Here is a 25,346-nt window from a genome sequence, read left to right as displayed (position 1 = left end):
AGTCAGCATGAATCTTTAACAAAAATTCAAACTATATTCACGAATGCTATTTTTTTGTGTTATCAGTGGAAATTTTATTGATTTGGTTATCGATATCTTGTGTGAGCTCGTTAATTTTTGTCAGTCGCGGTTGTAACTTGTATTGAAAATGCTCGACATCTTTTTGGATAGCCTCAAAAGTTGGCTGACTTGCTTTAACAGCGTCTTGCAACTTAGTTGTACTAGATTGCAAATTTGTGACCGCTTTGCTGAACTCTTGAAGGCTGTTCATAGTGTCTTTAAATGTCTGTTTGAGATCATTTAGAATGTGGGGGTGAGCAAATACGTACCTTCCGCTATGGTAGCTTAAAACGGATAATAATGTAAATTTTAGAAAACGATGCTTATTTTTTTTTGCCATTTTTATTTCTCCAATTGAGATTTAATTTTATCTTGAATTTGGATTAATTGGTTCTCCGTATAAGCTTTGGTGTTATCCCCAAAAATAATTTTAAAGTCATCTTGTTCAGAATAACGGGGAATCAAATGAAAGTGAGAATGAAAAACAGATTGAGAAGCGATTGTTCCGTTATTATTTACAATATTCATTCCAATAATTTTAGGATCCATCGCCTTAATTGCCTGAGCAATCAATGGAATTTTAGCAAAGGTTTTTGACGCTAGTTCAGGATCATAGGCGAAAATATCTTTGACATGTGTTTTAGGCACAACCAGTGTATGACCTGGAGTGGCTTGAGAAATATCCAAAAACGCCTTAATATTTTCATCTTCATAAATTGTGTAGCTAGGAATATCACCGTCAATAATTTTACAAAAAATACAAGATGCTTCACGTTGATTTGTCATGTACATTACCTCTTTTTTATTAATTGCTTTCATTATACCAATATTTTGAAGCAAGCCAAAGAACTTCACTGCTTCTATCTGTGAAAACGGTCAGATCATGATATAATCAATTCAAATCAAGTAGTGAAAGAGGCAGGGTTAACATGGCATTAAAAATTGAACACCTAGTTGGTGGTTATTCACAAATTCCAGTCTTAAAAGACATTAGCTTTGAGGTTAATGAAGGTGAGCTGGTCGGATTGATCGGTTTAAATGGTGCAGGGAAATCGACGACGATAAATCACGTAATCGGCCTAATGACCCCACAAAAGGGAAAGATTACGATTAATGGCAAAACAGTTTATGAAGATAGCGATGCTTATAAAAAGCAAATGGCTTATATTCCGGAAATGCCAGTTTTATATCCAGAATTAACTTTAAAAGAACATATTGATTTGACGATTATGGCGTACCGATTAGATAAAGAGCAGGCTTGGAAACGGGCAAATGAGTTGCTTGAAACATTCCGACTTGCTAATAAATTGGATTGGTTTCCAAATAATTTTTCTAAAGGTATGAAACAAAAAGTGATGATTGTTTGTGCATTTTTAACAGATGCAAAATTATATATTATTGACGAACCTTTTTTAGGATTAGATCCGTTAGCAACCGACGATCTTTTGAAATTAATTGACGAACGTAAATCCCATGGTGCGGCGGTTTTGATGTCAACTCATGTGCTAGATACAGCTGAAAAATATTGTGATCGTTTTGTTCTGTTACATGATGGCAAAATTCAAAATCAGGGTAATTTGGCAGAGTTACGTGCACAAAATCCAACTTTAGGGAAATCATTAACCGAAATTTATTTAGGTTTAGCAAGAGCAGGTGAACCGCATGCTTAATTTATGGACACAACGTAAACGTGCCCATTTTCTAGAAATGCTGAAGTATTTGAGGTACGTTTTAAATGATCATTTCGTAATTGCTCTTATGTTCTTAGTAGGTGGATTAGGATTTGGGTATTCTAACTTTTTAAAAACATTTCATGCGGGTACCTGGTGGGCTGGCCCAGTTGCAATTTTTTATTTAACAATTATTTTGCAGTTTTGCAGTTTGGCTACCTTGCTTAAACGAGCTGATCCGGTCTTTTTATTACCACGTGAACATGATATGCATGGATACTTGAAAAAGTCTCGTATCCATAGTTGGACTTTTAGCAGTGTAGTTGAAGTTGTTGGGGTCGTCATTCTTTCTCCATTCATGGCGATTGCTTTTCAACTATCGGTGATTCAAATTGGTAGTTTTATAATCACGTTAATTATTTTGACGTTTGGTTCACTTTCATTAGAACTGAATCAGTTGTATCAAAATCGAGTTTTTGGATGGCAGCAAAGTTTACTTACCAACTGGATATTTCCGCTAATTTGGTTTACAGGTGGCATTTATCTTAGTTTTTGGTTTGCTCTGGTTGGAGCCATAATCCAAAGCTTTCTAGAAATTAGGCGAGAGCAGCAACAATGGCAAACTCGTTCTTTAGCCTGGAAACTTGCAGTAAATCTGGAAGATCAACGAATGCTGAAGATTTATCGATTCTTTAATTTATTTACAGATGTTCCCAATGTGCACGGAACTGTTCATCGACGCAAATACTTAGATCGAATTCTTGGCATGATTGATCGGCGTTCGCAAAACCCGTATGTTTACCTTTTTTCACGAGCTCTAATGCGAAGTACCGTCTATAGTGGATTATATTTCCGTTTGACGATTCTAGGTGTCGTGTTATTAATGTTTATTTCAAACATTTATTTAGCGATTTTTTTACAACTATTATTTGTTTATTTAATTGGTTTTCAATTGTTACCGTTATTTGCAAACTACAATGAAAATGTGTTTACACATCTTTACCCAATTAGTGCTGTCACTAAGGCCGCGGGATTCAACCAATTAGTTATGATATTGCTTGAGTTTACAGTTAGTCTTTTGGCAATTGTTGGGGGACTGAGCAACATGTCCATTTTGCAAGCTGTCATAACGTGGTTTACAGGAAGCATCGAGGTTTGGGGATTGTTAAAGTTCTACTTTCCAATCCGAATAAAAAAAATGAATTCTTGACGGTTGTTGGGACAATCTATAAAATTAATAGGTGACGGAATTTTGAAAGAAAAACTTGAGGAAAAATAATGAGAGTTAGAAATAAAGCATGGGCTGAGCCGTTAATTGAGGCCCATCCCGAATTAATGATCACCGATCCCTTACAAAATAAAGGTGATTGGCAGAAACGTTTTAAAAAGAAACAACCAATCCGAATTGAAGTTGGCATGGGAAAAGGCCAATTTATTATTCAGATGGCCTTAAAGTACCCACAAATTAATTTTATTGGCATTGAAATTCAACGGTCTGTGGCTGCCATTGCGCTAAGGGATGCATTAGAAGAAAGTTTACCAAACTTGCAGTTGGTGTTAGCTGATGGAGCTGATCTTAATGAATATTTTGATAATGGCGAAATTGATCGTGTATATTTGAATTTCTCAGATCCATGGCCAAAAAAAAGACATGTAAAAAGACGGTTAACGTACAAGTCTTTTTTGCATGTCTATCAAGAAATTTTGGTGGATCACGGAGTTCTAGAATTTAAAACTGATAATCAAGGGCTATTTGAGTATTCTTTGGTAAGTCTGAATAATTATGGCTTTGTATTTGATGCTGTTTTTTTGGACCTGCATCATAGCGAGGAAGCCGTAGAAAACGTTGAGACGGAATACGAGCATAAATTTAGTGCGAAGGGCCAAAGAATTTATAAACTTAGCGGTCATTTCTAGAGACGATAAATATCAATGATTGTCCCGGTTTTGGCGTCTGCTAAAAATTCGTATTGAATGAGTTTATTATCTTCATACCGTGTAATCCCCCCATAATAGACCTGAGTCTTTATGGCAAATTTTTGTAAGGGCGCTTTTTTCATTTCAATCCAGGATCCTTCAATAGGGCCCTCTTTTAAGAATGCCTGACGAACGGTATCTAGGATGTTGTTAGCAGAAATAGTGGATTTGTGATTTAGTAGCCAGCTTGTCAATAAGCCGGTTGTTAAGCTTGCAGTCCCAGCCATAGCAAGGGTTGTCAGAGTTTCTTTTTTTGTCATCGGTAAACACTCCTTTAAAGATCTTATTTATAACCATAGTATACCAAGACCAGAAAAAATAATATATTAGAACGAGTTCAATGGAAAGGAATTGCGTATGTTAATTAGTAGTTATAACCCAAATGAATTAGGAGATACCTTAATCTGTATCTTGAATCCGGATTCGGATACACAAGTAACTGAGACTAAAAAAAATGTGACACGTATTTTTGATGCGGAGACTAATAAAACTTTAGGATTTAATTTTGCAAATGTTTCTCAACAATTAGGCGAAATCTCAGTAAATGGTCAGATATTTTTGTCAAAGGATCAAGTTAAAACACTTAATGCTTATCTGCAAGAGGCTGGTTTTGAAGCCGAATTAGAAGCTGATTTAGAACCCAAGTTTATTATTGGGTATGTCAGTTCGACAGAACCACATCCAGATTCAGACCATCTGTTAGTTACACAGACCTTAGTGGACCATGATCAGAAAGTTCAGCTTGTGAGTGGCTCGCCAAATATGAAAGCAAAAATTAAAGTTGTCGTTGCTAAAGTAGGCGCCATGATGCCAAACGGGTTAATTATTTGGCCTGGTAGTTTACGAGGCGTTAAAAGTGACGGCATGATTTGTTCGGCTCGTGAACTGGGACTGCCAAACGCACCACAAAAGAAAGGTGCTTTAATCTTGCCTGAATCAGATGATGTTTTTAAAGTTGGAGAGGCCTTTGATTTTACTCAAGGAGCAAAATTATTTCAGCCATCAGACAAATAAAGTTAGGTGATTTGAATTATGAAACATTATGATGGTCCGGCCTTTTATCGTAAAGACGAAGAACCTTTAAAACAAACGAAACAGTCCGTCCGTAAATCACATCGAAAACCGTTAATTACAAAACGTCATTCAGAAAATGTGCCGTTTTTAAAACCGAAATCAGAACAATCTGTGACTAATCCGTTAAATTTCACCACGACAGCTTCTGAACAATATTCACAGCGTTCGTCAAGACCGCTAACCTCATTCGAGACTGAAAGTAAAAATAGCGACCTGCTTAAAAATGCAACCGCACCAGCATCAACATCCGTTTCGGAAAGCAACCAGCCTCCTGTAATTTTAGAAGAAAAAAATAATCAGTTATTGGCCGATAAAAATCCTTTACCAGCAGAACCAGTAAAACAAGCAAACAGCGAAGAAGTTGTTAGACCACTTGTGACAAGTAATCCACAACCTAAAATTGAAGTTGCGTCTGATCCTGGTTTTTCTACTGAAGCCCATTTTGCAGCTCGCCAGATCGAGCAAAAGTCTCTAACGGCGGATGGTGGCTCAAGTCTGGAAGAAAAAAGTCCAGACCCGGTGGGGTATCAATTTCCACCAGTGGGTCTGTTAAAGCCTCCTGTCAAACTAGATGCCGATTCCCAGTCTGAATGGCTACAAACTCAAGTGAAAAGTCTAGACGAAGCTTTAAGTGCCTTTGGGGTTAATGCTAAGGTTGCTAACTGGACAGTTGGACCGACTGTTACCCAATTTCAAGTTGAGTTGGGTCGGGGCGTCAAAGTAAATAAAATCACCAACTTAGCAGATGATTTAAAGTTGCAGTTGGCGGCAAAAGATATTCGCATTGAAGCACCAATTCCTGGGAAAAGTTCCGTTGGAATTGAAGTGCCTAATTTCAAATCCCGCCCAGTTATGTTGTCTGAAGTTTTAAATGCGCCTGTTTTTGCACAAAGTGAGTCACCTTTGACAATTGCATTAGGAGTGGATTTATTTGGGAAACCACGAGTTTATGATTTGAGAAAAATGCCCCATGGCTTGATTGCAGGGGCGACTGGCTCTGGTAAAAGTGTTTTTATTAACAGTTTACTGATTTCAATCCTTTATAAAGCCACGCCGCGACAAGTTCGATTACTTTTGATTGATCCAAAAACAGTTGAGTTGGCGCCGTATAACGATCTTCCTCATTTATTAGCACCAGTCATTTCAGATCCCAAATCAGCTTCTGCTGCCTTAAAATGGGTCACTAATGAAATGGATGAGCGTTATGAGAAATTGGCTGCCGCAGGAGTTCGAAATATTGAACAATACAATACCAAGGCTGAAACAACGGGTCATGCCGCAGATTATTTGCCATACATAGTCGTGATCATTGATGAACTAGCTGATTTAATGATGGTAGCTTCTTCAGAAGTTCAAGACTATATCGTGCGGATTACACAAAAAGCACGTGCGGCTGGCATTCATTTGATTATTGCAACGCAACGGCCGAGCGTGGATGTGGTTACAGGATTAATTAAGAATAATATTCCTACCCGGGTAGCATTTATGGTTTCTAGCCAAATTGATTCTCGAACAATTCTGGACCATAGTGGGGCAGAACGGTTGCTTGGACGAGGAGATATGTTGTTTCTTGGTAATGGCGATAGCACTCCAATTCGTTTGCAGGGATCTTATGTCGATGGCGAAATTGACCAGATTACGGACTTTATTCGTGCAGAATCGACACCGCATTATGAATTTGATCCAGAGTCTTTAAAAAAACAGGTTCAAGAAACAGATGAGCAAGATGACCTGATGCCAGATGTTTTGGAGTATCTAGCTGAGGAAGATACAATTTCAACTTCGAAACTTCAGCGGGTCTTTTCGATTGGGTATAACCATGCTGCAACGATTATTGATCAATTGGAGGCTCAAGGAGATATTTCCGAAGCAAAAGGTTCCAAACCGCGTGAGGTGTATTTTACTCAAGCAGATTTGAAAAAGATTCATGATAGTCAAGCCTGACTTACAACATACTTAGATTTTGAGTGTGGTAAACTATTAACAAAACTGATAAAGAGGAAGAGGAAAATTGGATAACGCGACGACTTATTATTTTATAGGGATTAAAGGTTCTGGAATGAGTTCTTTAGCATTGATTTTACATGATGAGGGTTACCATGTGAAAGGTTCCGATATTGCAAAATATACGTTTACCCAACGAGGATTAGAGCAAGCAGGAATTGAAGTGCTCCCATTTGACGAGGCTAACATTACGGAGGGGTTAACAGTAATTGCTGGAAATGCATTTACAGATGACCATCCTGAGATAAAAAAGGCACGAGCAATGGGCTTGCCTGTGACTCGTTATCATGAATTCTTGGGAAAAATGTTACCTGGTTACACCAGTATTGGCGTGGCCGGTGCGCATGGAAAAACCAGCACCACAGGACTTCTTTCCCATGTTCTAAGTGGTGTAGCACCCACGAGTTATTTGGTTGGTGATGGAAGTGGGAAAGGGACACCTAACGCCCGCTTCTTCGTGTTTGAAGCTGACGAATATCGGCGTCATTTTATGGCTTATCATCCAGATTACATGATTATGACAAATATTGATTTTGATCATCCTGATTATTACACAGGAATCGAAGACGTTTACCAAGCTTTTCAGGACGTTTCTCAGCAGGTAAAAAAAGGAATTTTTGCCTGGGGTGATGATGAAAACTTACGTCGTTTGCATGCAGATGTTCCTGTTTACTACTATGGAACGAGCAAGAATGATGATTTTCAAGCTCGCGATATTAAACGAACAACTGAAGGATCAGAATTTGATGTTTATCACGAAGATGAATTTTTAGGCCATTTTCAAATTCATCTCTTCGGGGAACACAATGTCCTCAATAGTTTAGCGGTAATCGCCGTTGCTTATTTTGAAAAAGTTAACTTGGAAGAAATTAAAGATGAGTTATTGGATTTCCAAGGAGTTAAGCGCCGTTTTTCAGAGAAGAAAGTTGCTGATATGACAATCATCGACGATTATGCTCACCATCCTTCCGAAATTAAAGCTACTTTAGATGCTGCCCGTCAGAAATATCCAGAAAAAGAAATTATTGCAGTTTTCCAACCACATACATTTAGTCGGACAATCGCACTTTTAGATGATTTCGCTAAAAGTCTCAATTTGGCAGACAAGGTCTACTTAACGGAAATCTTTAGTTCGGTACGTGAAAAGAGTGGTAAAATTTCATCTGCAGATTTAGCAGCTAAGATTAATAAAGGCGGCGAAATCCTCCAAGCTGATAATATGTCACCACTTTTGGATTATCATAATGCGGTTGTGGTCTTTATGGGTGCTGGTGATGTCCAGCGTTATGAAAAAGCTTATGAGGAATTACTGAGCAATTTAAGCTTAAAGAATAATTAAGAATAAGAGTGTAATGGTGCGCTTATAAGGTAAACCCACCATGAAAAATAAATAACTGACTAATTTTGACCTTTTCACTTGATTCATTTTCTTAATCTGATAGAATGTATTCAAATTAAAAGAAAGAGGGAATTAGGTATGCAAGAACCACGAAACCTGGTTAATACTGAAGTAGGTCTCAGTAGTTTTATGACGAGAATGTACGGATTTATGGGATATGCAGTGGCTTTGTCTGCCGTTGTTGCTTATCTTAGTGGTGTGACATTTAGCGCTCAGATTATGCCAGTTCTTAATGATCATCCTTTTATATTTTTATTCGTCTTAATTGGATTGATGATTTTTAGTTCCGCTGCAACTCGGAAAGCAATGCAAAGTGCGGGGATGAGTTTCACGATTTTAACACTCTTTTCCCTATTCTTCGGATTAGAGTTTTCGTTTATTTTCTTAACGTTTAGCTTACCTACGATTACTTCCGCATTTGTTTCGGCGTCGATCACATTTATATCGATGTCCTTAATTGGGGCTACAACCCATAAAGATATGAGCAAAGTTGGCAATCAGCTTTTTGCTGCATTGATTGCCCTACTGGTAGTTATGGTCATTAATATCTTTCTAAGAAGTGCTGTAATTAGCTACTTATTCTCATTTGTCGGGGTTGTTATCTTTGCAGGATTATCAATGACTGATACGAATAAAATGAAACAGTTGTATTTACAATATGGCGATCAAGTTTCGATGACAGGATTGGCCATTCAGGGATCCTTGACCTTATATTTGGATTTCTTGAATTTGTTCCAGTTTTTATTACAAATTTTCGGCGGCTTTGGTGGCAGTCGAGACTAATCGAATTTATAAAAAAACGACTAATTAACTCGAAAGAGGAAATTAGCCGTTTTTATTTTGAATGAATTTCCAAAAGCTTTCAAAAAAATTGAGGAACCATTAGTATAATAAGACAAGCTAGTTTGTTAGAATAGAGGTATGACTACTAAGGAGAAAAATATGACCCAAAAAAAATTACTTTTAATCGATGGAAATAGTGTGGCGTTCAGAGCCTTTTTTGCGCTCCATAACGCGCTAAGTAAATTTACAAATCAAGATGGGTTACATACAAATGCAATATATGGATTTAACAAAATGCTTGATCACATTTTGGAGATTGTTAAGCCCACAGATGCGTTGGTGGCATTTGATGCTGGGAAAACAACTTTTCGAACCGAAATGTTTGATAACTATAAAGGTGGACGTTCCAAAACTCCACCCGAACTTTCCGAACAAATGCCTTATTTGCGTGAGTTGCTAAAGGCTTATGGCATTAAATCTTATGAATTAGCTAATTATGAAGCGGATGACATTATTGGAACCCTCTCAAAAGAAGCGGAAACGGCTGGGTATGAAGTTACGATTGTAACCGGAGATCGGGACTTAACCCAATTATCTAGTGAAAAAACAACTGTTTCTGTAACGGTGAAGGGAGTTAGTGAAGTTGAGCACTATACGCCGGAGCATGTGCAAGAAAAGCTTGGGTTAACACCAGCGCAAATTATTGATATGAAAGGGTTAGCTGGTGATACATCAGACAATTATCCCGGAGTTACCAAAGTTGGCGAAAAAACGGCCATTAAATTATTACAACAGTACGATTCTGTTGAAGGTGTTTACGAACACATCGATGAATTAAAAGCTTCCAAAATGAAGGAACATTTAATCGAAGACCGTGATAATGCCTTTTTAAGCAAGAAACTGGCTACAATTAATCGTGAAGCACCAATTGCGATTTCGTTGGCGGATTTGGCATATTCAGGTAAAAACCCCGCAATTTTAGTGGATTTTTACGAACGGATGAATTTTCAATCTTTTTTGAAACAAATTCGTTCAACTGAAGGTTTTGAAGCCCCACAGACTATGAAAAAAATCGCTTTTACAGAACTAACTACAGATAACTTGAATGAGGTGGCTAAATTAAAGGGTGAGATGGCTTTTTATTTGGAGATGCCCGAAAAAAATTATCATGTGTCAGATTTAGTAGGATTCGGAATTGGTCGTGAAGATAAGTGGTTTGTTTCTAGAAATGTTGATTTATTAACTACGGCCACATTTAAAAAACTTTTCACAGATCCAAACAACCAAATAAGTGTCTTCGATCTTAAAAGGACCTATGTGGGATTAAACCGCCTGGGGGTATCCTTCACAAACGGGAAAAATGATATTCTTTTGGAATCGTACTTGTTAGATACCAATGATAATTCTAACGATCTTGGTGCTTTAGCTCATCGCCATGGGTATCAAGATATTAAGACAGACGAAGAGGTTTATGGAACTGGTGTGAAACGTCATATTCCAGATGACGATGCAGAATTTTTAACACATTTAGCAGCCAAGCTTCGGGCTATTCAGCAGTTGGTACCGCAGCTAAAAAGTGAGCTTGAACAAAACGAACAAATCAAATTGTATACCGATATCGAGTTACCAATTGCTTTAGTCCTTTCCAAAATGGAAATTGCGGGCGTTCGCGTAGATACCAATCGTTTGGAACAGATGGAAAGTGAATTCACAGAACGACTGACTGAAATTGAACAAACCATCTACAATGAAGCCGGCGAAGAATTCAATATTAAATCTACTAAACAACTTGGCTCAATTTTATTTGAAAAATTAGGACTGCCAAGTTCTAAAAAAACGAAAACAGGCTATTCAACCGCAGTTAGCGTTTTGGAAGGTTTAAGAGGACAAGCCCCAATTATTGATAATATTTTAATTTACCGACAAATTTCAAAAATTCAATCAACTTACGTAAAAGGATTATTGAAAGTTGTCCATTCTTCAGATCAAAAAGTGCACACAACCTATCTCCAAACCTTGACGCAAACCGGTCGTTTGTCTTCAATTGATCCTAACTTGCAAAACATTCCGATCCGCTTAGAGGAAGGTCGTAAAATTCGACAGGCATTTGTTCCAAGTGAAGATAATGCGCAAATCTTTTCGTCCGATTATTCCCAAATTGAATTACGGGTTTTAGCACACATTACTGGTGACAAAAATATGCAGGCGGCATTTAAAAATGGGGAAGATATTCATGCTAGTACTGCGGTCCGGATTTTTGGTTTAAAGGATGCATCCGAAGTGACACCGAATATTCGACGCCAGGCAAAAGCTGTTAATTTTGGGATCGTGTATGGAATTAGCGATTATGGTTTGTCGCAAAATATTGGTATTTCACGAAAGCAAGCTAAAACCTTTATTGATACTTACTTCCAGGAATATCCAGGGGTTAAAGCATTTATGGATCAAATCGTTGAAACAGCTAGAAAGCAAGGCTATGTAGAAACGATTGCGCACCGACGTCGTTATTTACCAGACATTAACTCTAGCAATCATAATCAACGCTCGTTTGCTGAGAGAACGGCTATGAACACGCCAATTCAAGGCAGTGCTGCTGATATTATTAAAATTGCGATGATTCAAATGCAAGATGAGTTAGAAAAGCGACAGTTAAAAACCAAAATGTTGCTACAGGTTCATGATGAACTGATCTTTGAAGTGCCTGATGATGAATTGGCGTTAGTTAAGGATCTAGTGCCAAGTATCATGGATTCTGCAGTGAAATTAGACGTCCCTCTGAAAGTAGAGAGCGCGTTTGGCAAAAGCTGGTATAATGCTAAATAACAAATGAATAAGAAGGAATTATTATGCCTGAATTACCAGAAGTTGAAACGGTAAAACGTGGATTAGATGCCCTAGTTGTCGGTAAAAAAATCAAAAAAATTGATATTTACTATCCAAAAATGGTTTTACCAAATGTAACCGAATTTACCAAAGCCTTAACTGGCCAAACAATTCAAGGAATTGATCGCCGTGGAAAATATCTTCTTTTTCACTTTAGTGATCAACAATCTATGGTGTCGCATTTACGGATGGAAGGAAAGTATTCTGTTCATTCACATGAAATGCCGTTAAACAAACATGATCATGTGGTTTTTGAGTTTACAGATGGTTCAGAGTTACGCTATAACGATACAAGAAAATTTGGGCGTATGGTTCTAGTACCAACGGGCGAAGAATTTACTGTTGCTGGTCTGAAAACAATTGGGCCGGAACCAACCCCGGAAACGCTAAGTGTTGAATACATGGCGGAAACGATGAAAAAACATCATAAATCCATTAAATCGTTTTTGTTGGATCAAAATATGATTGCTGGACTAGGCAATATTTATTGTGATGAGGTCCTTTGGTTAGCAAAAATTCACCCGTTACAACCTACGAATACCATTTCACTTAGCAAGATTGTTACACTAAGAGAGAAAATTTTTGAAGAACTTAACTTAGCGATTCAAGCAAAGGGGACCACCGTTTTTTCATATCTAGATGCTAGTGGACATGCAGGAAGTTTTCAAAATCAATTACATGTTTATCAAAGAACTGGAAAACCCTGTGAACGATGTGGTACAGCGATTGAGCGGATTAAAGTGGCTCAACGGGGGACTCATTTTTGTCCGTTTTGTCAGAAATTAATTGAGGTTAAAGGTTAATGACAGTTATCTTAGGATTAACTGGTGGCATTGCTACAGGGAAGTCAACGGTTAGCAGTTATTTAAAAAAACTAGGGTATCCAGTCGTTGACGCAGACCAGATTGCTCGTGAGATTGTGCAGCCAGGGACTATAGTTGCTGACCAACTGCGGACAATTTTCAGGGATGCAATTTTTGATGGTGCTAAGCTAAATCGAAATCGGTTAGGAAAAATTGTTTTTGGAAGCTCTGTGCAATTACAAAAACTTAATGCGGTGATGCAACCGGCAATTAGAACGAAAATTCTACAAACATTAAAAGCAGAAAAAAAAGAGTCGACAAAATTAATTGTTTTGGACGCGCCACTGCTCTTAGAACAAGGATATCAGAAGTTTGTGGATCAAATTATGGTTGTTGTGAGTGATGCCAACGTTCAACGGGAGCGTTTAATCCGCCGTGATGGCTTTTCTAAAAAAGAAGCTGAACAGCGAATAACGGCGCAGTGGTCCTTAGAAAAGAAGATTAGTTTCGCTGATATTGTGATTGATAACAGTGGGTCTATTGAAGAAACGCGTCAGCAAGTGGTAAAATGGCTTGACAATAGTAAGTTACGTTAGTAAGTGGAGGTAGAGTGCCCATGAGATGTCCACATTGTCATCACAATGGTTCTCGAGTGGTGGATAGTCGTCCAACAGATGATGGGCGTGTGATCCGCCGCAGAAGAGAATGTGAAGCATGCGGTTTTAGATTTACAACGTTTGAAAGAATTGAAGCATCACCTTTGTTGGTGATTAAGAAAAACGGGACACGAGAAGAGTTTAATCGAGAAAAACTACTTCGCGGGCTTATTCGGTCTGCTGAAAAACGGCCAGTTGGTATGGACGAAATGTCCAAAATTGTGGATGAAGTTGAAAACAAAATTCGGGCTCTAGGCGAAAATGAAGTTTCTAGCCAAATCATTGGTGAGTATGTCATGAACTTACTGGCAAAAGTCGATGAAATTGCTTATATTCGTTTTGCCAGTGTCTACCGTCAATTTAAGGATATGAATGTATTTATGTCAGAATTGAAAGATATGATGGCAAAAGACAAAGCGACTAAAAAGAAAACTTCCAAAAAAGATGATGGTGGCGAGTCATAATGAATGAAGGATGGGCTAATTTAAGCCCCAAAGATGGGTTTTTAGTTACTCAAAGGGACTATTTGAGCGATTTTGATCAAAAAGTCCTTACTTTTTTATACCAACCGATTATTGGAGCTAAGGCGTTTAGCTTATTTTTGACGCTTTGGACCGAAATGAGTCCGACAACCATTCGTTCAGAGAGAAAGTCGCATTTAGAATTATTTGATATTCTGAATTGTGATTTACCCAATTTCTACTTGAGTCGACAAAAGTTGGAGGGAATCGGATTACTTAAATCTTTTGAAGGACAAGATAACCTTGGCCGTTATTTTGTGTATCAATTGATCAGACCTATATCACCAGACGCGTTTTTTAAGGATGATTTGCTGAGCAGCTTGCTTCTTGAAGCCATTGGTGAAAATCGGTTTAAAGAACTTGCTGCACAGTTTAAACTAACGCAGGTTGATAAAAAAAATCTAAAAGATGTTTCAACTGATTTTTTGACTGCTTTTCATATTTCAGATAACACGATTAAAGAACCTAATTCCTTAATTCGTGAGACTCAAGCAGAATTTAAGCAGGCAAAATCACAAACGGAGGATCAACCAATCAAGGTTGAAAACAATGATTTTGATTTTAAATTATTAAAAGACCTTCTGAGTCATGGTTTTACCAAGTGGGAGTCTGTTAATCAAGCCCAACGACTAATCTTGAGTGAACACCTTTTGTATGGAATTGACGAAGTTGAAATGAGCCGTCAAATTGGTCAAGCAACGGATTTAGTGACCAATCAGTTAAACACCAAGAAATTACAACAACAGATTTCTAAAAGCTTTACTAGCCAAACGGCCCATAAACAAGGTTATGCGGCGAGTCCTTCAAGTACAGAAACTAAACCAGTAGAAAGTTCGAAGACAGACGAAAACAAGTTGACGTCAGAAGACAAGCAGCTGATTAAAGCGGCTAAGTCCTATGCACCGGCAACTTATTTGGAAAATCTGAAGATGGCTATCCATGGTGGCTATGTCACGTACGGTGAAAAACAAATACTTAAAGATTTAATTGATCGGAATTTATTTCCAGTGAGTGTTATAAATATTTTGCTCTCATACATTGTTATTGACCGGGGCGTCACAACGCTCCCTGGAAAATTAGTGGATACGGTGGTGAACAGCTGGAGTCGGGCACACGTTTCAACACCAGAAGATGCTATTCTACAAATTAAAAGTTTTGCTACTGAAAAAAATAGCGCTCGTAAGCCAAGGATAAGTACACGAAAAGTTATTGAAAAAGAAACATTACCAGATTGGGCAAAAAATGATACACCAACTGTTAAAACGACCCCAATTAAAAAGAGTGATCAAGAACTTTTGCAGCGGCGTTTGAAAGAAATGCGTAAACAGAATAAGGAGGAAAATTAGCCATGGAAAATATACGTGAGGTTTTAAAAGAACTCATGAGTAAACGTCAATTAGACACGAAATTTCAGGACCTAATGACTCCGGTTTACGAAGATGCAGATGTTCTCAAATTTTGTGAAGAACATAAAAATGAGTTATCTACTGATGGTGTAGCTCGTTCTGCGTCAAAACTTTATGAATATGTTCAAGAACGTGATAAATATAATCGTAATGAGCCAACCTTAATGCCCGGATATCAGCCAATTTTGATTGTAAATAATCATATGATTGAGGTGTCTTATCAACCCAGCAAAAAGTTATTAGCAAACGAAAAACAACGTGCTTTTAATATGCGCGTTAAGGCTGTTAATATGCCAAAAATGATCAGACGGGCTCGGTTTGACGATTTTTTTCCGGATCAGGATCGTCAGACTGCGTTAACGGCTGCCTTGAATTTTATTCAAGCTTATGAAAAAGACCCCCATCAATTTCACAAAGGTCTTTATTTAACAGGTAGTTTTGGAGTGGGAAAGACCTATCTTTTAGGCGCAATTGCTAACGAATTAGCTACGCAAGGATATGAATCTACCTTGGTTCATTTTCCAAGTTTTGCAGTTGAAATGAAAAATGCCATTGGCGAAAATAATTTGGCCGAAAAATTAAATCTTGTAAAAAAAGCACCCATTTTGATGTTAGATGACGTGGGGGCGGATGCGATGTCTAGTTGGGTTCGAGATGAAGTGCTGGGTGTTATTTTAGAATATCGTATGCAAAATGAATTACCCACATTTTTTAGTTCTAATTTTTCGATGACCCAATTAGAAACAGAACATTTACAGATTAACCAGCGCGGTGAGTCGGAACCATTAAAAGCGAAGCGCCTAATGGAACGAATTAAGTTTTTGGCTACAGAGGTTACCATGGTGGGTGTAAATCGTCGCCAAAAATAAAAGATTGATGAGAAGTTATTGACTTTTTCTCAGAGTGTGGTTTAATTAGTTTTGAAATCAAAGAGAAGACACGATTGTTAGTTGCATCATTTCAGGGAATGGTAGCTATAGCTGGAAGCTACCTAATGAACACTAATGATTACCACTTTTCTGAGCCTGATGGAAATGTCAGGACGGATTGTTCCCGTTATCGAACCCATGAGATGCAGAGTAATCTGTAATTTTGGGTGGAACCGCGTTAATAACGTCCCGAATACATTAGATTGTATTCGGGATTTTTTTATACAAAAAATTAGAAAGAAGAGAAAAAACATGGCAGATATGGAAATTACATTAGCAGATGGTGCAAAACGATCTGTAGAAAACGGATCAAGTGTTTTAGAGGTTGCAAAGGCGATTAGTACTAGCTTGGCAAAAAAAGCAGTTGCTGGAAAAGTAAATGATCAAATTGTTTCTTTAGATCAAATTTTAAGTGAGAACGACAAGCTTGAAATTGTGACAAAAGATTCTGAAACTGGATTACAAGTTATGTGGAATACTGCCGCAGTTGTTTTAGAAGCAGCTGTTCAATCAATCTATCCAGACATTCATTTTGGGACAAAAGGAAATAGCGAACATGGTTTTTACTGTGATACTGATAATGGTGCTGAACAAATCAGTGTGGATAGTTTACCAGCCATTGAAGATAAAATGGCAGAATTGATCAAAAAACAATTACCGCTTAAACAAGAGTGGATTTCTGAAAGTGATGCCCTTAAAATTGTGGATGGCGATCCTTACCAGGCAAAATTAGCCCATGCCAATGCTAAAAATGGCAAAGTCAGTGTCTACAAGATTGCTGACATGACAGTATTGAGTGACGAAGTAGTCTTAGAAAATACAAAAGATGTTAAGGTCTTCAAATTGTTATCAGTTGCCGGTGCTTATTGGGAAGGTAAGTCAAGTAACCCAATGTTACAAAGGGTTTATGGAACAGCCTTTTTCAAGCAAAAGGAATTGGATGCTGAATTAGCACGCCAACAAGAGGCACATGATCGTGATCACCGTGTTATTGGAAACAACTTGGATCTGTTCTTCGTTGATCCTAAAGTGGGTGCTGGTCTTCCTTACTGGATGCCAAACGGTGCTACAATTCGGCGGACAATTGAACGGTACATCATCGACAAGGAAGTTGCTAACGGGTATCAACATGTCTACACTCCTGTTTTAATGAACTTGGATGCTTATAAAACTTCCGGTCATTGGGAACATTATCGTGAAGACATGTTTCCACCAATGGATATGGGCGATGGCGAAATGTTGGAATTACGTCCAATGAATTGTCCTTCACATATTCAAGTTTATAAGCACCATATTCGTTCTTATCGTGAATTACCAATCCGGATTGCTGAATTAGGGATGATGCACCGTTATGAAAAATCAGGTGCTCTTTCTGGTTTACAACGGGTTCGTGAAATGACTTTAAATGACGGACATACATTTGTAACACCTGACCAAATTCAAGATGAGTTTAAGAGTATTCTTAAATTAATGGTTGAAGTTTACGATGATTTTGATATTACTGACTACACGTTCCGTTTGAGTTATCGTGATCCTAAAAATACAAAGAAGTATTTCGATGATGATGAAATGTGGAACAAGTCTCAAGCAATGTTGAAGGCAGCTATGGATGACCTTGGCCTTAACTATGTTGAAGCTGAAGGGGAAGCTGCATTTTACGGTCCTAAATTAGATGTTCAAACAAAGACTGCACTTGGAAATGAAGAAACACTTTCGACTATTCAACTAGACTTTATGTTGCCTGAAAGATTTGATTTACATTATGTTGGTGCCGATGGTGAAGATCATCGTCCAGTCATGATTCACCGTGGTCTTGTATCTACAATGGAACGTTTTACAGCTTATTTAACAGAAATTTACAAAGGTGCTTTCCCAACATGGTTGGCTCCAAAGCAAGTTACAATTATTCCTGTTAATCAGAAGTTCCATGGTGCATATGCAGAAAAACTGCGTCAAAAGATGGCTGCTAAAAATATTCGGGTTAATGTGGATGATCGTAATGAAAAGATGGGTTACAAAATCCGTGAAGCTCAAACACAAAAAGTTCCTTATGTATTAGTAGTAGGAGATCAAGAATTAGAGAACGGCTCCGTTAATGTTCGTAAGTACGGCGAAAAGGATTCTGAAAGTGAAAACAACAATATGTTTATTGATAGTTTGATCGCAGAAATTCAGAATTATAGTCGCACTGGAGACTCTTCTAAAAATGATGAGTTAATCAAGTAAACAGTTTGACAGGGTAGGCTGTTTCTGGTAAACTTAAAAAGTTGAGAAATTAAGCAGAGGCACCCGCTTCTCGCCTTAGTGATTGAATCGCTGGGCTAAAACGATGAAAAGACTATTTAATAGTCTGACTGGCGGGGTGTGTATGCACCTCGTCTTTTTCTGCATTTTTCTTAAAATAATTTGGAGGTGAATTGCCATAGCTATTGATATGATGGTTAACAACGGTATTCGTGCCCGTGAAGTACGATTAATTGGTGATGATGGCACTCAATTGGGTGTAAAGTCGAAACAGGAAGCTTTAGATTTAGCGGATCAAGCAGAACTTGATTTGGTATTAGTTTCCCCGAAAGCTAAACCGCCTGTTGCCAAGATCATGGATTATGGAAAATATCGTTTTGAACTTCAAAAGAAACAACGTGAAGCTCGTAAACGACAAAAGACAATCAGCATCAAAGAAGTTCGTCTTAGCCCTACAATTGATACAAATGATTTTAATACTAAGCTTAAGAACGCTAAAAAGTTCCTAGCAAAAGGTGATAAAGTCCGAGTTTCAATTCGTTTTAAGGGTCGTGCAATTACGCATAAGGAAATTGGTCGTGAAGTGTTAAATCGGATGGCTAAAGCCGCATCTGATGTGGCTACGATCGAACAATATCCTAAGATGGATGGACGAAGCATGTTCTTGATGCTGGCGCCAATTTCAGAAAAGTAAAAAGTAGGAGGAACATATTATGCCAAAAATGAAGACAAATCGTGCAGCAGCAAAGCGTTTTAAACGGACCGGTACTGGTGGTTTTAAGAGTGCCAACGCCTACACGAGTCACCGATTCCATGGAAAGACAAAGAAACAACGTCGTCAATTACGTGGATTAAGCATGATGGATCATACGAGCGTTAAACGTTATCGTAAGATGCTAGCTCCAATCAACAAGTAATTTAATTAATTTAAAAGAATATCATGCTGGGTGACCAGTTCTAGGAGGAATTATTATGCCACGAGTAAAGGGTGGAACAGTAACACATCGTCGTCGTAAACGTATTTTAAAGCTTGCTAAAGGCTATCGCGGACCAAAACATACTAACTTTAAGGTTGCTAAAGACCAAGTTATGAAGTCAGGTTTGTATGCATTCCGTGATCGTCGTAACCGTAAGGGAGACTTCCGTAAGATTTGGATCGCCCGTATTAATGCGGCAGCTCGTTTGAATGATATGAGTTACAGCCAATTAATGCACGGTTTGAAGGTTGCTGAAATCGATATTAACCGTAAGATGTTAGCTGATCTTGCAGTTAACGATGCTGCAGCATTTACAGCATTAGTAGAAACAGCAAAAAAAGCGATCGCATAATAAAAATCCTCGGATTGTAAAGTTATTTCAATTTGAAATACTTTGCAATGCGGGGATTTTTTATGGAGCAGATTTGATGCCAACTATTACGGTATTAAGCCTGCTGTTATTTTAAATTTCTTTAGTAACAATAATTTTGCCTGGTTTATGGTGGGTATCTAACAGCGCTTGAGCTTTAATGACCCCTTCAAGTGAGAATGGAAAAGCTTGCGCCACGGGGACTTCGAGCTGATTGTGAGTAATTAACTCAGTTAAATAAGTTAATGCCTTTTTATTTTGGTGGTATTTTACATCATTAAAATCAATTATGGTTTGTTCGGCGTGCTGTGATTGAAAGCCACTAGGTAGCCCATTTAATGTTGCTAACTGTCCATTTGATTTTAACCATCGGTAAGTGTCTTCACCATCAAAAGGAGTGGGAGTTGCGTTAATTAAAACATCAACCGGGGCATCATCCAAGAAATTTCTTTTTGCTAATTGATTGGTCGGTATAAAAAGATCCACACCCAGTCCTTTTACGAAGCCGGTATTTTGGGGAGCTGCAGTGGCCGCCACAAATAATCCCATCGCTTTAGCAATTTGAATTACAAATGAACCCACAGCGCCTGAGCCACCCAAAACTAGGATTGATGTAACGTTTTCTAGCTGAAGGGCACTTTTTAGCAGATCATAGGCGGTTACACCAGCATTTGGAATTCCGGCAGCTTTGGTAAATGAAATTCCGTCAGGCTTATGGACTAGTTTTAAATGAGGCACTGATACAATTTCAGCATATGCACCATTAGCGGTTCGGCCAATCACCGAATCGCCTATCTGAAACTCTGTGACATCAGGGGCCAGGTCGATGATTGTACCTGCAACATCATTTCCGGGAATTAATGGGAATTCCGGTGGCTTTTTAAAAGAGACTAACCCCTGACGTAATTTACTGTCGAAAGGATTTATGCCGAATGCTGAGGTTTGAACAAGGACGCGGCCTTTCTTTAAGGCAGGTTTTGCAATTGTAAGTTCCTCGAAGACATTAGGATCACCAAATTTTTTAAAACCAAATGCTTGCATAAGAGACCTCCTTTTTAATATGTTTTAGCTAGTATATGAATTCGATACACAGTTATGGTAACCTATTACGGGCCATTTTTTTAATTAAACGGCTTGTGGTGAGTCAGTTTTAAATCTAAAGTAAAAAAATTCAATATCTGTTTTGAATAAGTTTAAATGCAAAAAAAGTGAAAATCAACTATAATGGTGTGATAGTGTGTTTTAAGGAGAGAAGCATGATTGAAAAGTTTAAGCCAACTTGGCAGGTAAAAAGAATTTATAGTCTAACTCCAGAAGAGCTAAAGAGAGCTGGAATTAAGGCGGTTCTTACGGATTTAGACAATACATTAATTGCCTGGGATAATCCAGAAGGAACCGTTGAACTGAAACGGTGGATTGCTGAAATGGAGGCTGCTGAAATTCCAGTTGTCGTTGTCTCTAATAATAGTCACGCTCGCGTTAAACGGGCACTGAGCCACATTGAGCTACCATTCGTTTCACGTTCACTGAAGCCTTTTGGATATGGTATTCGCCGGGCTTTAAAAAAACTAAATCTTAATACTGATCAGGTTGTGATGGTAGGAGATCAACTTATAACTGATATTTTAGCTGCAAACATAACAGGAACAAGAAGCATTCTAGTGAAGCCGTTGCTAGATTCAGATGCTTGGAACACAAAGATAAATCGCTTTTTTGAATTTTTTATAAAAAAAAGACTCGTTCAAAAATACCCAGGCACGGACTGGCAGGAGGAAATTAAATAAATGGATGAAGCTGAAGAAGTTTATTGTATTGGTTGTGGCGCAAAAATCCAAACAACAGAAAAAGACGGAACGGGGTACACACCTCAAGGCGCATTAGATAAAGGGCTGGAAAAGGGTGAAGTTTATTGTCAACGTTGTTTTCGACTACGACATTATAACGAAATTGCACCAGTTTCTTTAACCGATGATGATTTTTTAAGATTATTAAGTCAAATTCGTGATGATGATGCTTTAATCGTGTACGTTGTGGATATGTTTGATTTTAATGGAAGTATGATTCCCGGAATTCATCGTTTTGTGGGTGATAATCCAATTTTATTGGTTGGTAACAAAGATGATGTATTTCCAAAGTCTATGAAGCGTTCTAGGATGAAAGAATGGCTTAAACAGCAAGCCAATGCTCAAGGAATTCGGCCGATTGACGTTCTCTTAACGAGTGCAAAAAAGCCTGATGAAATTGAGACGTTGCTTAATACTATCGAAAAGTATCGGAAGAAACGAAATGCCTACGTTGTTGGGGTTACCAATGTCGGAAAATCTACTCTAATCAACCAAATTATTCGTTTGAATAACGGTACACAAGATTTAATTACAACTTCTCGTTTTCCAGGAACAACGCTTGATAAAATTGAGATTCCGTTTGCAGATGGTAAAATGTTGATCGACACACCCGGAATTGTCCATGAAGATCAAATGGCCCATGTGTTGACTGGTAAAGATTTGAAGTATGTTTCACCTCAAAAAACGATCAAGCCTAAAACATTTCAATTAAGCGATCAGCAAACGCTATTCTTTGGTGGAATTGCACGTTTTGATTATTTACGAGGCCATGGAGCAGTTAGCACGTATTTCGAAAATAATTTAATGGTTCATCGAACTAAATTGGCCAATGCAGATGAATTTTATGATAATCACGTGGGAACTTATTTAACCCCACCAGACGAAGATGGTCTGGAAAAATTACCTGATCTGCAAAGACATGAGTTACATTTAGAGAATAGAAGCGACGTTGTTGTTGAAGGCCTGGGATGGATAACTGTTCCAGAACATTCAACGGTGGCAGTCTGGGCACCTAAAGGAATTTCGGTAGTGATTCGCAAACCCCTAGTTTAAAAGTGAAAGAGGAAATTATGAATTTAAGAGGCAAACAAAAAAGATTTTTACGAAGTAAGGCACAACGTTTTCGATCTAAGTTTTCGGTCGGCAAAAATGGTTTAACAGAAGCTTGGGTATCTCAACTGGATGCTGCGTTGAATAACTACGAGTTAATTAAAATTAATTTGCAGCAAAACACTGACGTGACTACAGAAGAAGTTAAAGCCTATATTGAAGACCATACAAACATCCAGGTCGTTCAAATGATTGGCCATGTTTTGGTTTTATTTAAAGAGTCAGATGATGAAGATAAACGACGAATCTCTGCGCAAGTTAAAGAAATTTAAGTTTAATTGACGGAGCGTGAAAAATTTTGACGGCAACAAAAGTAAATCAGCAAACTAAAACTGAAATTGAAACTGAAGTGATCAGTGACATTCCGCGTAAACGGATTGGATTGCTTGGAGGCACGTTTAACCCACCACATTTAGGCCATTTGATTATGGCGGAGCAAGTCTGTACCCAACTGGGATTGGATCGGGTAGATTTTATGCCGGATTTTCAACCTCCTCATATTGATCCTAAGCAGGCCATCGATGCGAAACACCGAGTTGCTATGGTTCAACGAGCAGTTATGGGGAATCCTAATTTTGGCGTTGAACTTACAGAAATTAAACGCGGCGGGAAAAGCTATAGCTATGATACGATGGTGGAACTGCATAAACGTCATCCAGAAAATCAGTATTATTTTATAATTGGTGCTGATATGGTTGCCTATTTACCAAAATGGTATCGAATTACAGAGCTCACAAAACTAGTTCAATTTGTGGGTGTCAAACGGCCGGGTGTAAAAGTTCATAGTTCGTATCCAATTTTGTGGGTAGATACGCCGGAGATTGATGTGAGTTCGACACTGATTCGTGATAAGATAGCGAAGCACCATTCGATTCGGTATTTAGTTCCAGATCCTGTTTGTGAGTATATTGAGGAGAATAAACTGTATGGAAAACGATGAAACAATTAAATATGAAGAAAATTTGATTCCGTATACTAGAGAACAATTAGTTGGTAAAGTTCAGGAAAAGTTGGATGATAAACGCTTTCAACATTGTTTACGAGTTGAACAACAAGCAATTGAACTGGCTAAAGAAAATGATTACGATGTGGAAAAAGCGGCAATTGCTGGTCTCTTGCATGATTATGCTAAACAACGTTCCGACCATGATTTTATTAAAGTGATTAATGACAAGCAGATGAATCCAGTGTTGTTAGATTATGGCAACGCAATTTGGCATGGGGTAGTTGGTGCGGAATTTATCAAAGATGAGTTACAGATCTTTGATGAAGAGATTTTGAACGCTGTACGGCGTCATACGGTTGGTGCACCTTATATGACCCAATTGGATCAAATTGTCTATATGGCGGATTATATTGAGCCTGGACGGGATTTTCCTGGTGTTGACGAGGCTCGTCAGATTACACATGAGAATTTAAAGAAGGGTGTTTTCTTTCAAACACAGCAAACGTTAAAGCATTTGGTAGAAACCGCAAAACCGATTTATCCTGGAACTATTACAACATATAATGCATGGCAAAGTGCCATTTAGGAGGAAATTCAGTGACAGAAATCAAAGAAATTTTAGAAACAACGGTAAAAGCAGCAGATAGCAAACGGGCTGAAAATATTGTGGCTTTAGATATGGAAAATGTCAGTCTTTTGGCAGATTATTTTGTCATCATGAATGCAGATTCAAATCGACAGGTTGATGCGATTGCTGATGAAATTATTGACCAAAACGAAAAAGCCGGCGTGACAATTCGCCATACTGAAGGTCAACGCGCAGCTGAATGGATTTTGATTGACTTAGGCGACGTAATCGTCAATGTTTTTCAAACAGATCAGCGTAAATACTATAATTTGGAAAAGCTTTGGTCTGAAGCTACTTCAGTTGACGTTAAGCCATGGCTTGAAGCATGATTTACCAAACTTTTGCAAAACTATATGACGATTTAATGGATCCAGCTATGTATGATCAATGGCTGGGTTTTGTTTCCAAACGGCAAAAAAACAAGCGTGCAAATTGGTTAGACTTGGCGTGTGGTAGCGGCCGTTTAGCTGTAAAATTAATTCAGGAGGGCTATCAAGTATCTGGATTTGATTTATCAGAAGAAATGTTAGCTTTAGCTGATGAGCACGCGCATGACGCAGAGGTTGAGCTTCCGTTAGTGCAGGGAAATATGCTGGATTTAAGTGAACTTGACCAATATGATGTCGTTTCTTGTTTTGCAGATTCTCTTTGTTATTTACCTGATGAAACTGCCTTGAAACAATGTTTAGCCGAAGTCTTTAAACATCTTAGTTCTAAGGGAAAATTTTTGTTTGATGTGATTTCTCCTTATCAAACGGATGAGGTTTACCCAGGATATATGTACAATTATGTAGATGATCAACAGGCTTTTCTGTGGACCACCTATCAAACAGAAAAACCTCATAGTGTCGAACATGATCTGACTTTTTTCGTGAAAAATAGCGATAAAGAGCAATATAGTAAAATTAATGAATTACATCATGAGCGTACTTATGAACTTGAAACTTATGTAGACCTGTTAAAAAAAGTTGGTTTTAGCAAAATTAGCTATTCAAGTGATTTTGGAAAAGCAGAAATTAACGATGAAAGTACCCGATGGTTTTTTGAGTGTATAAAGTAGGT

General features: G+C 38.0%; 28 protein-coding genes and 1 other annotated feature. Of the genes, 24 read left to right on the top strand and 4 right to left on the bottom strand.

Annotated features, from left to right (window positions below; all coding sequences use genetic code 11):
* Positions 1-46 precede the first annotated feature (46 nt).
* On the bottom strand, positions 47-400 hold the full coding sequence (locus ACLHK8_RS03005; protein ID WP_063697151.1) for a hypothetical protein: 354 nt from the start codon (positions 398-400) through the stop codon (positions 47-49).
* A gap of 2 nt (positions 401-402) precedes the next feature.
* Positions 403-846 carry an HIT family protein gene (locus tag ACLHK8_RS03000; RefSeq protein WP_057772448.1) on the bottom strand — a complete coding sequence of 148 codons (444 nt, stop codon included), beginning with the start codon at positions 844-846 and terminating at the stop codon, positions 403-405.
* 143 nt (positions 847-989) lie between these two features.
* Here ACLHK8_RS03000 and ACLHK8_RS02995 point away from each other — a divergent pair, with 143 nt between their 5' ends.
* The 3 genes from ACLHK8_RS02995 (at position 990) to trmB (ending at position 3,647) form a co-directional block, all read left to right on the top strand.
* Positions 990-1,730, top strand: a complete 741-nt coding sequence (locus tag ACLHK8_RS02995; protein WP_057772450.1) for an ABC transporter ATP-binding protein — start codon at positions 990-992, stop codon at positions 1,728-1,730.
* Positions 1,723-2,940, top strand: coding sequence for an ABC transporter permease (locus tag ACLHK8_RS02990; protein WP_063697154.1), 1,218 nt, complete (start codon positions 1,723-1,725; stop codon positions 2,938-2,940). Before ACLHK8_RS02995 ends, ACLHK8_RS02990 begins: the two co-directional genes overlap by 8 nt.
* A gap of 68 nt (positions 2,941-3,008) precedes the next feature.
* Positions 3,009-3,647 (top strand): tRNA (guanosine(46)-N7)-methyltransferase TrmB, encoded by a 639-nt coding sequence (gene trmB, locus ACLHK8_RS02985; protein WP_063697156.1) that lies wholly within the window; start codon positions 3,009-3,011, stop codon positions 3,645-3,647.
* Here trmB and ACLHK8_RS02980 read toward each other — a convergent pair.
* Positions 3,644-3,967 (bottom strand): PepSY domain-containing protein, encoded by a 324-nt coding sequence (locus tag ACLHK8_RS02980; RefSeq protein WP_057772456.1) that lies wholly within the window; start codon positions 3,965-3,967, stop codon positions 3,644-3,646. The genes trmB and ACLHK8_RS02980 overlap by 4 nt on opposite strands.
* A 97-nt stretch (positions 3,968-4,064) precedes the next feature.
* Here ACLHK8_RS02980 and ytpR point away from each other — a divergent pair, with 97 nt between their 5' ends.
* The 14 genes from ytpR to rplT all read left to right on the top strand — a co-directional run bounded on the left by ytpR (position 4,065) and on the right by rplT (position 19,738).
* Positions 4,065-4,721, top strand: a complete 657-nt coding sequence (gene ytpR / locus ACLHK8_RS02975) for a YtpR family tRNA-binding protein (RefSeq protein ID WP_063697159.1) — start codon at positions 4,065-4,067, stop codon at positions 4,719-4,721.
* 18 nt (positions 4,722-4,739) lie between these two features.
* A complete protein-coding gene (locus ACLHK8_RS02970; RefSeq protein WP_063697161.1) occupies positions 4,740-6,725 on the top strand; it encodes a DNA translocase FtsK in 1,986 nt (661 codons plus the stop codon).
* A 67-nt stretch (positions 6,726-6,792) separates the two neighbouring features.
* Positions 6,793-8,124: a UDP-N-acetylmuramate--L-alanine ligase gene (gene murC / locus ACLHK8_RS02965; RefSeq protein WP_057772462.1), complete on the top strand. Its 1,332-nt coding sequence runs from the start codon at positions 6,793-6,795 to the stop codon at positions 8,122-8,124.
* Positions 8,125-8,262: 138 nt separating this feature from the next.
* Positions 8,263-8,967 (top strand): Bax inhibitor-1/YccA family protein, encoded by a 705-nt coding sequence (locus tag ACLHK8_RS02960; RefSeq protein ID WP_063697163.1) that lies wholly within the window; start codon positions 8,263-8,265, stop codon positions 8,965-8,967.
* A 159-nt stretch (positions 8,968-9,126) separates the two neighbouring features.
* Positions 9,127-11,790 (top strand): DNA polymerase I, encoded by a 2,664-nt coding sequence (polA, locus tag ACLHK8_RS02955; RefSeq protein ID WP_320531875.1) that lies wholly within the window; start codon positions 9,127-9,129, stop codon positions 11,788-11,790.
* Positions 11,791-11,813: 23 nt separating this feature from the next.
* Positions 11,814-12,653: a bifunctional DNA-formamidopyrimidine glycosylase/DNA-(apurinic or apyrimidinic site) lyase gene (mutM, locus tag ACLHK8_RS02950; protein WP_320531874.1), complete on the top strand. Its 840-nt coding sequence runs from the start codon at positions 11,814-11,816 to the stop codon at positions 12,651-12,653.
* On the top strand, positions 12,653-13,249 hold the full coding sequence (gene coaE / locus ACLHK8_RS02945; RefSeq protein WP_323707325.1) for a dephospho-CoA kinase: 597 nt from the start codon (positions 12,653-12,655) through the stop codon (positions 13,247-13,249). The genes mutM and coaE overlap by 1 nt, the downstream gene beginning before the upstream one ends.
* Positions 13,250-13,269: 20 nt before the next feature.
* On the top strand, positions 13,270-13,773 hold the full coding sequence (gene nrdR, locus ACLHK8_RS02940) for a transcriptional regulator NrdR (RefSeq protein ID WP_057772471.1): 504 nt from the start codon (positions 13,270-13,272) through the stop codon (positions 13,771-13,773).
* Positions 13,773-15,176, top strand: coding sequence for a replication initiation and membrane attachment family protein (locus tag ACLHK8_RS02935; protein WP_063697171.1), 1,404 nt, complete (start codon positions 13,773-13,775; stop codon positions 15,174-15,176). The genes nrdR and ACLHK8_RS02935 overlap by 1 nt, the downstream gene beginning before the upstream one ends.
* A 2-nt stretch (positions 15,177-15,178) precedes the next feature.
* Positions 15,179-16,105: a primosomal protein DnaI gene (dnaI, locus tag ACLHK8_RS02930; protein ID WP_063697173.1), complete on the top strand. Its 927-nt coding sequence runs from the start codon at positions 15,179-15,181 to the stop codon at positions 16,103-16,105.
* Positions 16,106-16,417: 312 nt separating this feature from the next.
* On the top strand, positions 16,418-18,391 hold the full coding sequence (gene thrS / locus ACLHK8_RS02925) for a threonine--tRNA ligase (RefSeq protein WP_323707326.1): 1,974 nt from the start codon (positions 16,418-16,420) through the stop codon (positions 18,389-18,391).
* Positions 18,392-18,436: 45 nt separating this feature from the next.
* Positions 18,437-18,558, top strand: a sequence feature (ribosomal protein L20 leader region).
* 44 nt (positions 18,559-18,602) lie between these two features.
* Positions 18,603-19,103: a translation initiation factor IF-3 gene (gene infC, locus ACLHK8_RS02920; protein WP_057772478.1), complete on the top strand. Its 501-nt coding sequence runs from the start codon at positions 18,603-18,605 to the stop codon at positions 19,101-19,103.
* 19 nt (positions 19,104-19,122) lie between these two features.
* Positions 19,123-19,326, top strand: a complete 204-nt coding sequence (gene rpmI / locus ACLHK8_RS02915; RefSeq protein WP_057772480.1) for a 50S ribosomal protein L35 — start codon at positions 19,123-19,125, stop codon at positions 19,324-19,326.
* Between the two features lie 55 nt (positions 19,327-19,381).
* Positions 19,382-19,738 (top strand): 50S ribosomal protein L20, encoded by a 357-nt coding sequence (rplT, locus tag ACLHK8_RS02910; RefSeq protein WP_057772482.1) that lies wholly within the window; start codon positions 19,382-19,384, stop codon positions 19,736-19,738.
* Between the two features lie 111 nt (positions 19,739-19,849).
* On the opposite strand, the gene ACLHK8_RS02905 is transcribed toward rplT, so the two are convergent.
* The gene (locus tag ACLHK8_RS02905; RefSeq protein WP_320531873.1) at positions 19,850-20,797 is read right to left on the bottom strand and encodes an NADP-dependent oxidoreductase; all 948 of its coding nucleotides are present in this window, start codon (positions 20,795-20,797) and stop codon (positions 19,850-19,852) included.
* A gap of 215 nt (positions 20,798-21,012) precedes the next feature.
* Between ACLHK8_RS02905 and ACLHK8_RS02900 the strand changes: the two genes are divergently transcribed.
* From ACLHK8_RS02900 to ACLHK8_RS02870, 7 genes are all read left to right on the top strand, one after another.
* On the top strand, positions 21,013-21,540 hold the full coding sequence (locus ACLHK8_RS02900) for a YqeG family HAD IIIA-type phosphatase (RefSeq protein ID WP_057772485.1): 528 nt from the start codon (positions 21,013-21,015) through the stop codon (positions 21,538-21,540).
* A complete protein-coding gene (gene yqeH, locus ACLHK8_RS02895) occupies positions 21,541-22,653 on the top strand; it encodes a ribosome biogenesis GTPase YqeH (protein WP_063697180.1) in 1,113 nt (370 codons plus the stop codon).
* A gap of 17 nt (positions 22,654-22,670) precedes the next feature.
* Positions 22,671-22,982, top strand: a complete 312-nt coding sequence (locus ACLHK8_RS02890; RefSeq protein WP_057772488.1) for a YhbY family RNA-binding protein — start codon at positions 22,671-22,673, stop codon at positions 22,980-22,982.
* 65 nt (positions 22,983-23,047) lie between these two features.
* Complete coding sequence (locus tag ACLHK8_RS02885) at positions 23,048-23,650, top strand: nicotinate-nucleotide adenylyltransferase (protein ID WP_406827447.1); 603 nt, start codon at positions 23,048-23,050, stop codon at positions 23,648-23,650.
* Positions 23,637-24,242: a bis(5'-nucleosyl)-tetraphosphatase (symmetrical) YqeK gene (yqeK, locus tag ACLHK8_RS02880; RefSeq protein ID WP_057772492.1), complete on the top strand. Its 606-nt coding sequence runs from the start codon at positions 23,637-23,639 to the stop codon at positions 24,240-24,242. Before ACLHK8_RS02885 ends, yqeK begins: the two co-directional genes overlap by 14 nt.
* 11 nt (positions 24,243-24,253) lie before the next feature.
* On the top strand, positions 24,254-24,613 hold the full coding sequence (gene rsfS, locus ACLHK8_RS02875; protein ID WP_323707327.1) for a ribosome silencing factor: 360 nt from the start codon (positions 24,254-24,256) through the stop codon (positions 24,611-24,613).
* Positions 24,610-25,344 (top strand): class I SAM-dependent DNA methyltransferase, encoded by a 735-nt coding sequence (locus ACLHK8_RS02870; protein WP_320531871.1) that lies wholly within the window; start codon positions 24,610-24,612, stop codon positions 25,342-25,344. The genes rsfS and ACLHK8_RS02870 overlap by 4 nt, the downstream gene beginning before the upstream one ends.
* The last annotated feature ends 2 nt before the right edge of the window (positions 25,345-25,346 follow it).

Source organism: Pediococcus sp. M21F004 (assembly GCF_051122535.1).
GTDB classification, from domain to species: domain Bacteria; phylum Bacillota; class Bacilli; order Lactobacillales; family Lactobacillaceae; genus Pediococcus; species Pediococcus inopinatus.
The sequence above is the reverse complement of the archived record's forward strand: the minus strand, read 5'-3'. Positions and strand labels throughout refer to the sequence as shown.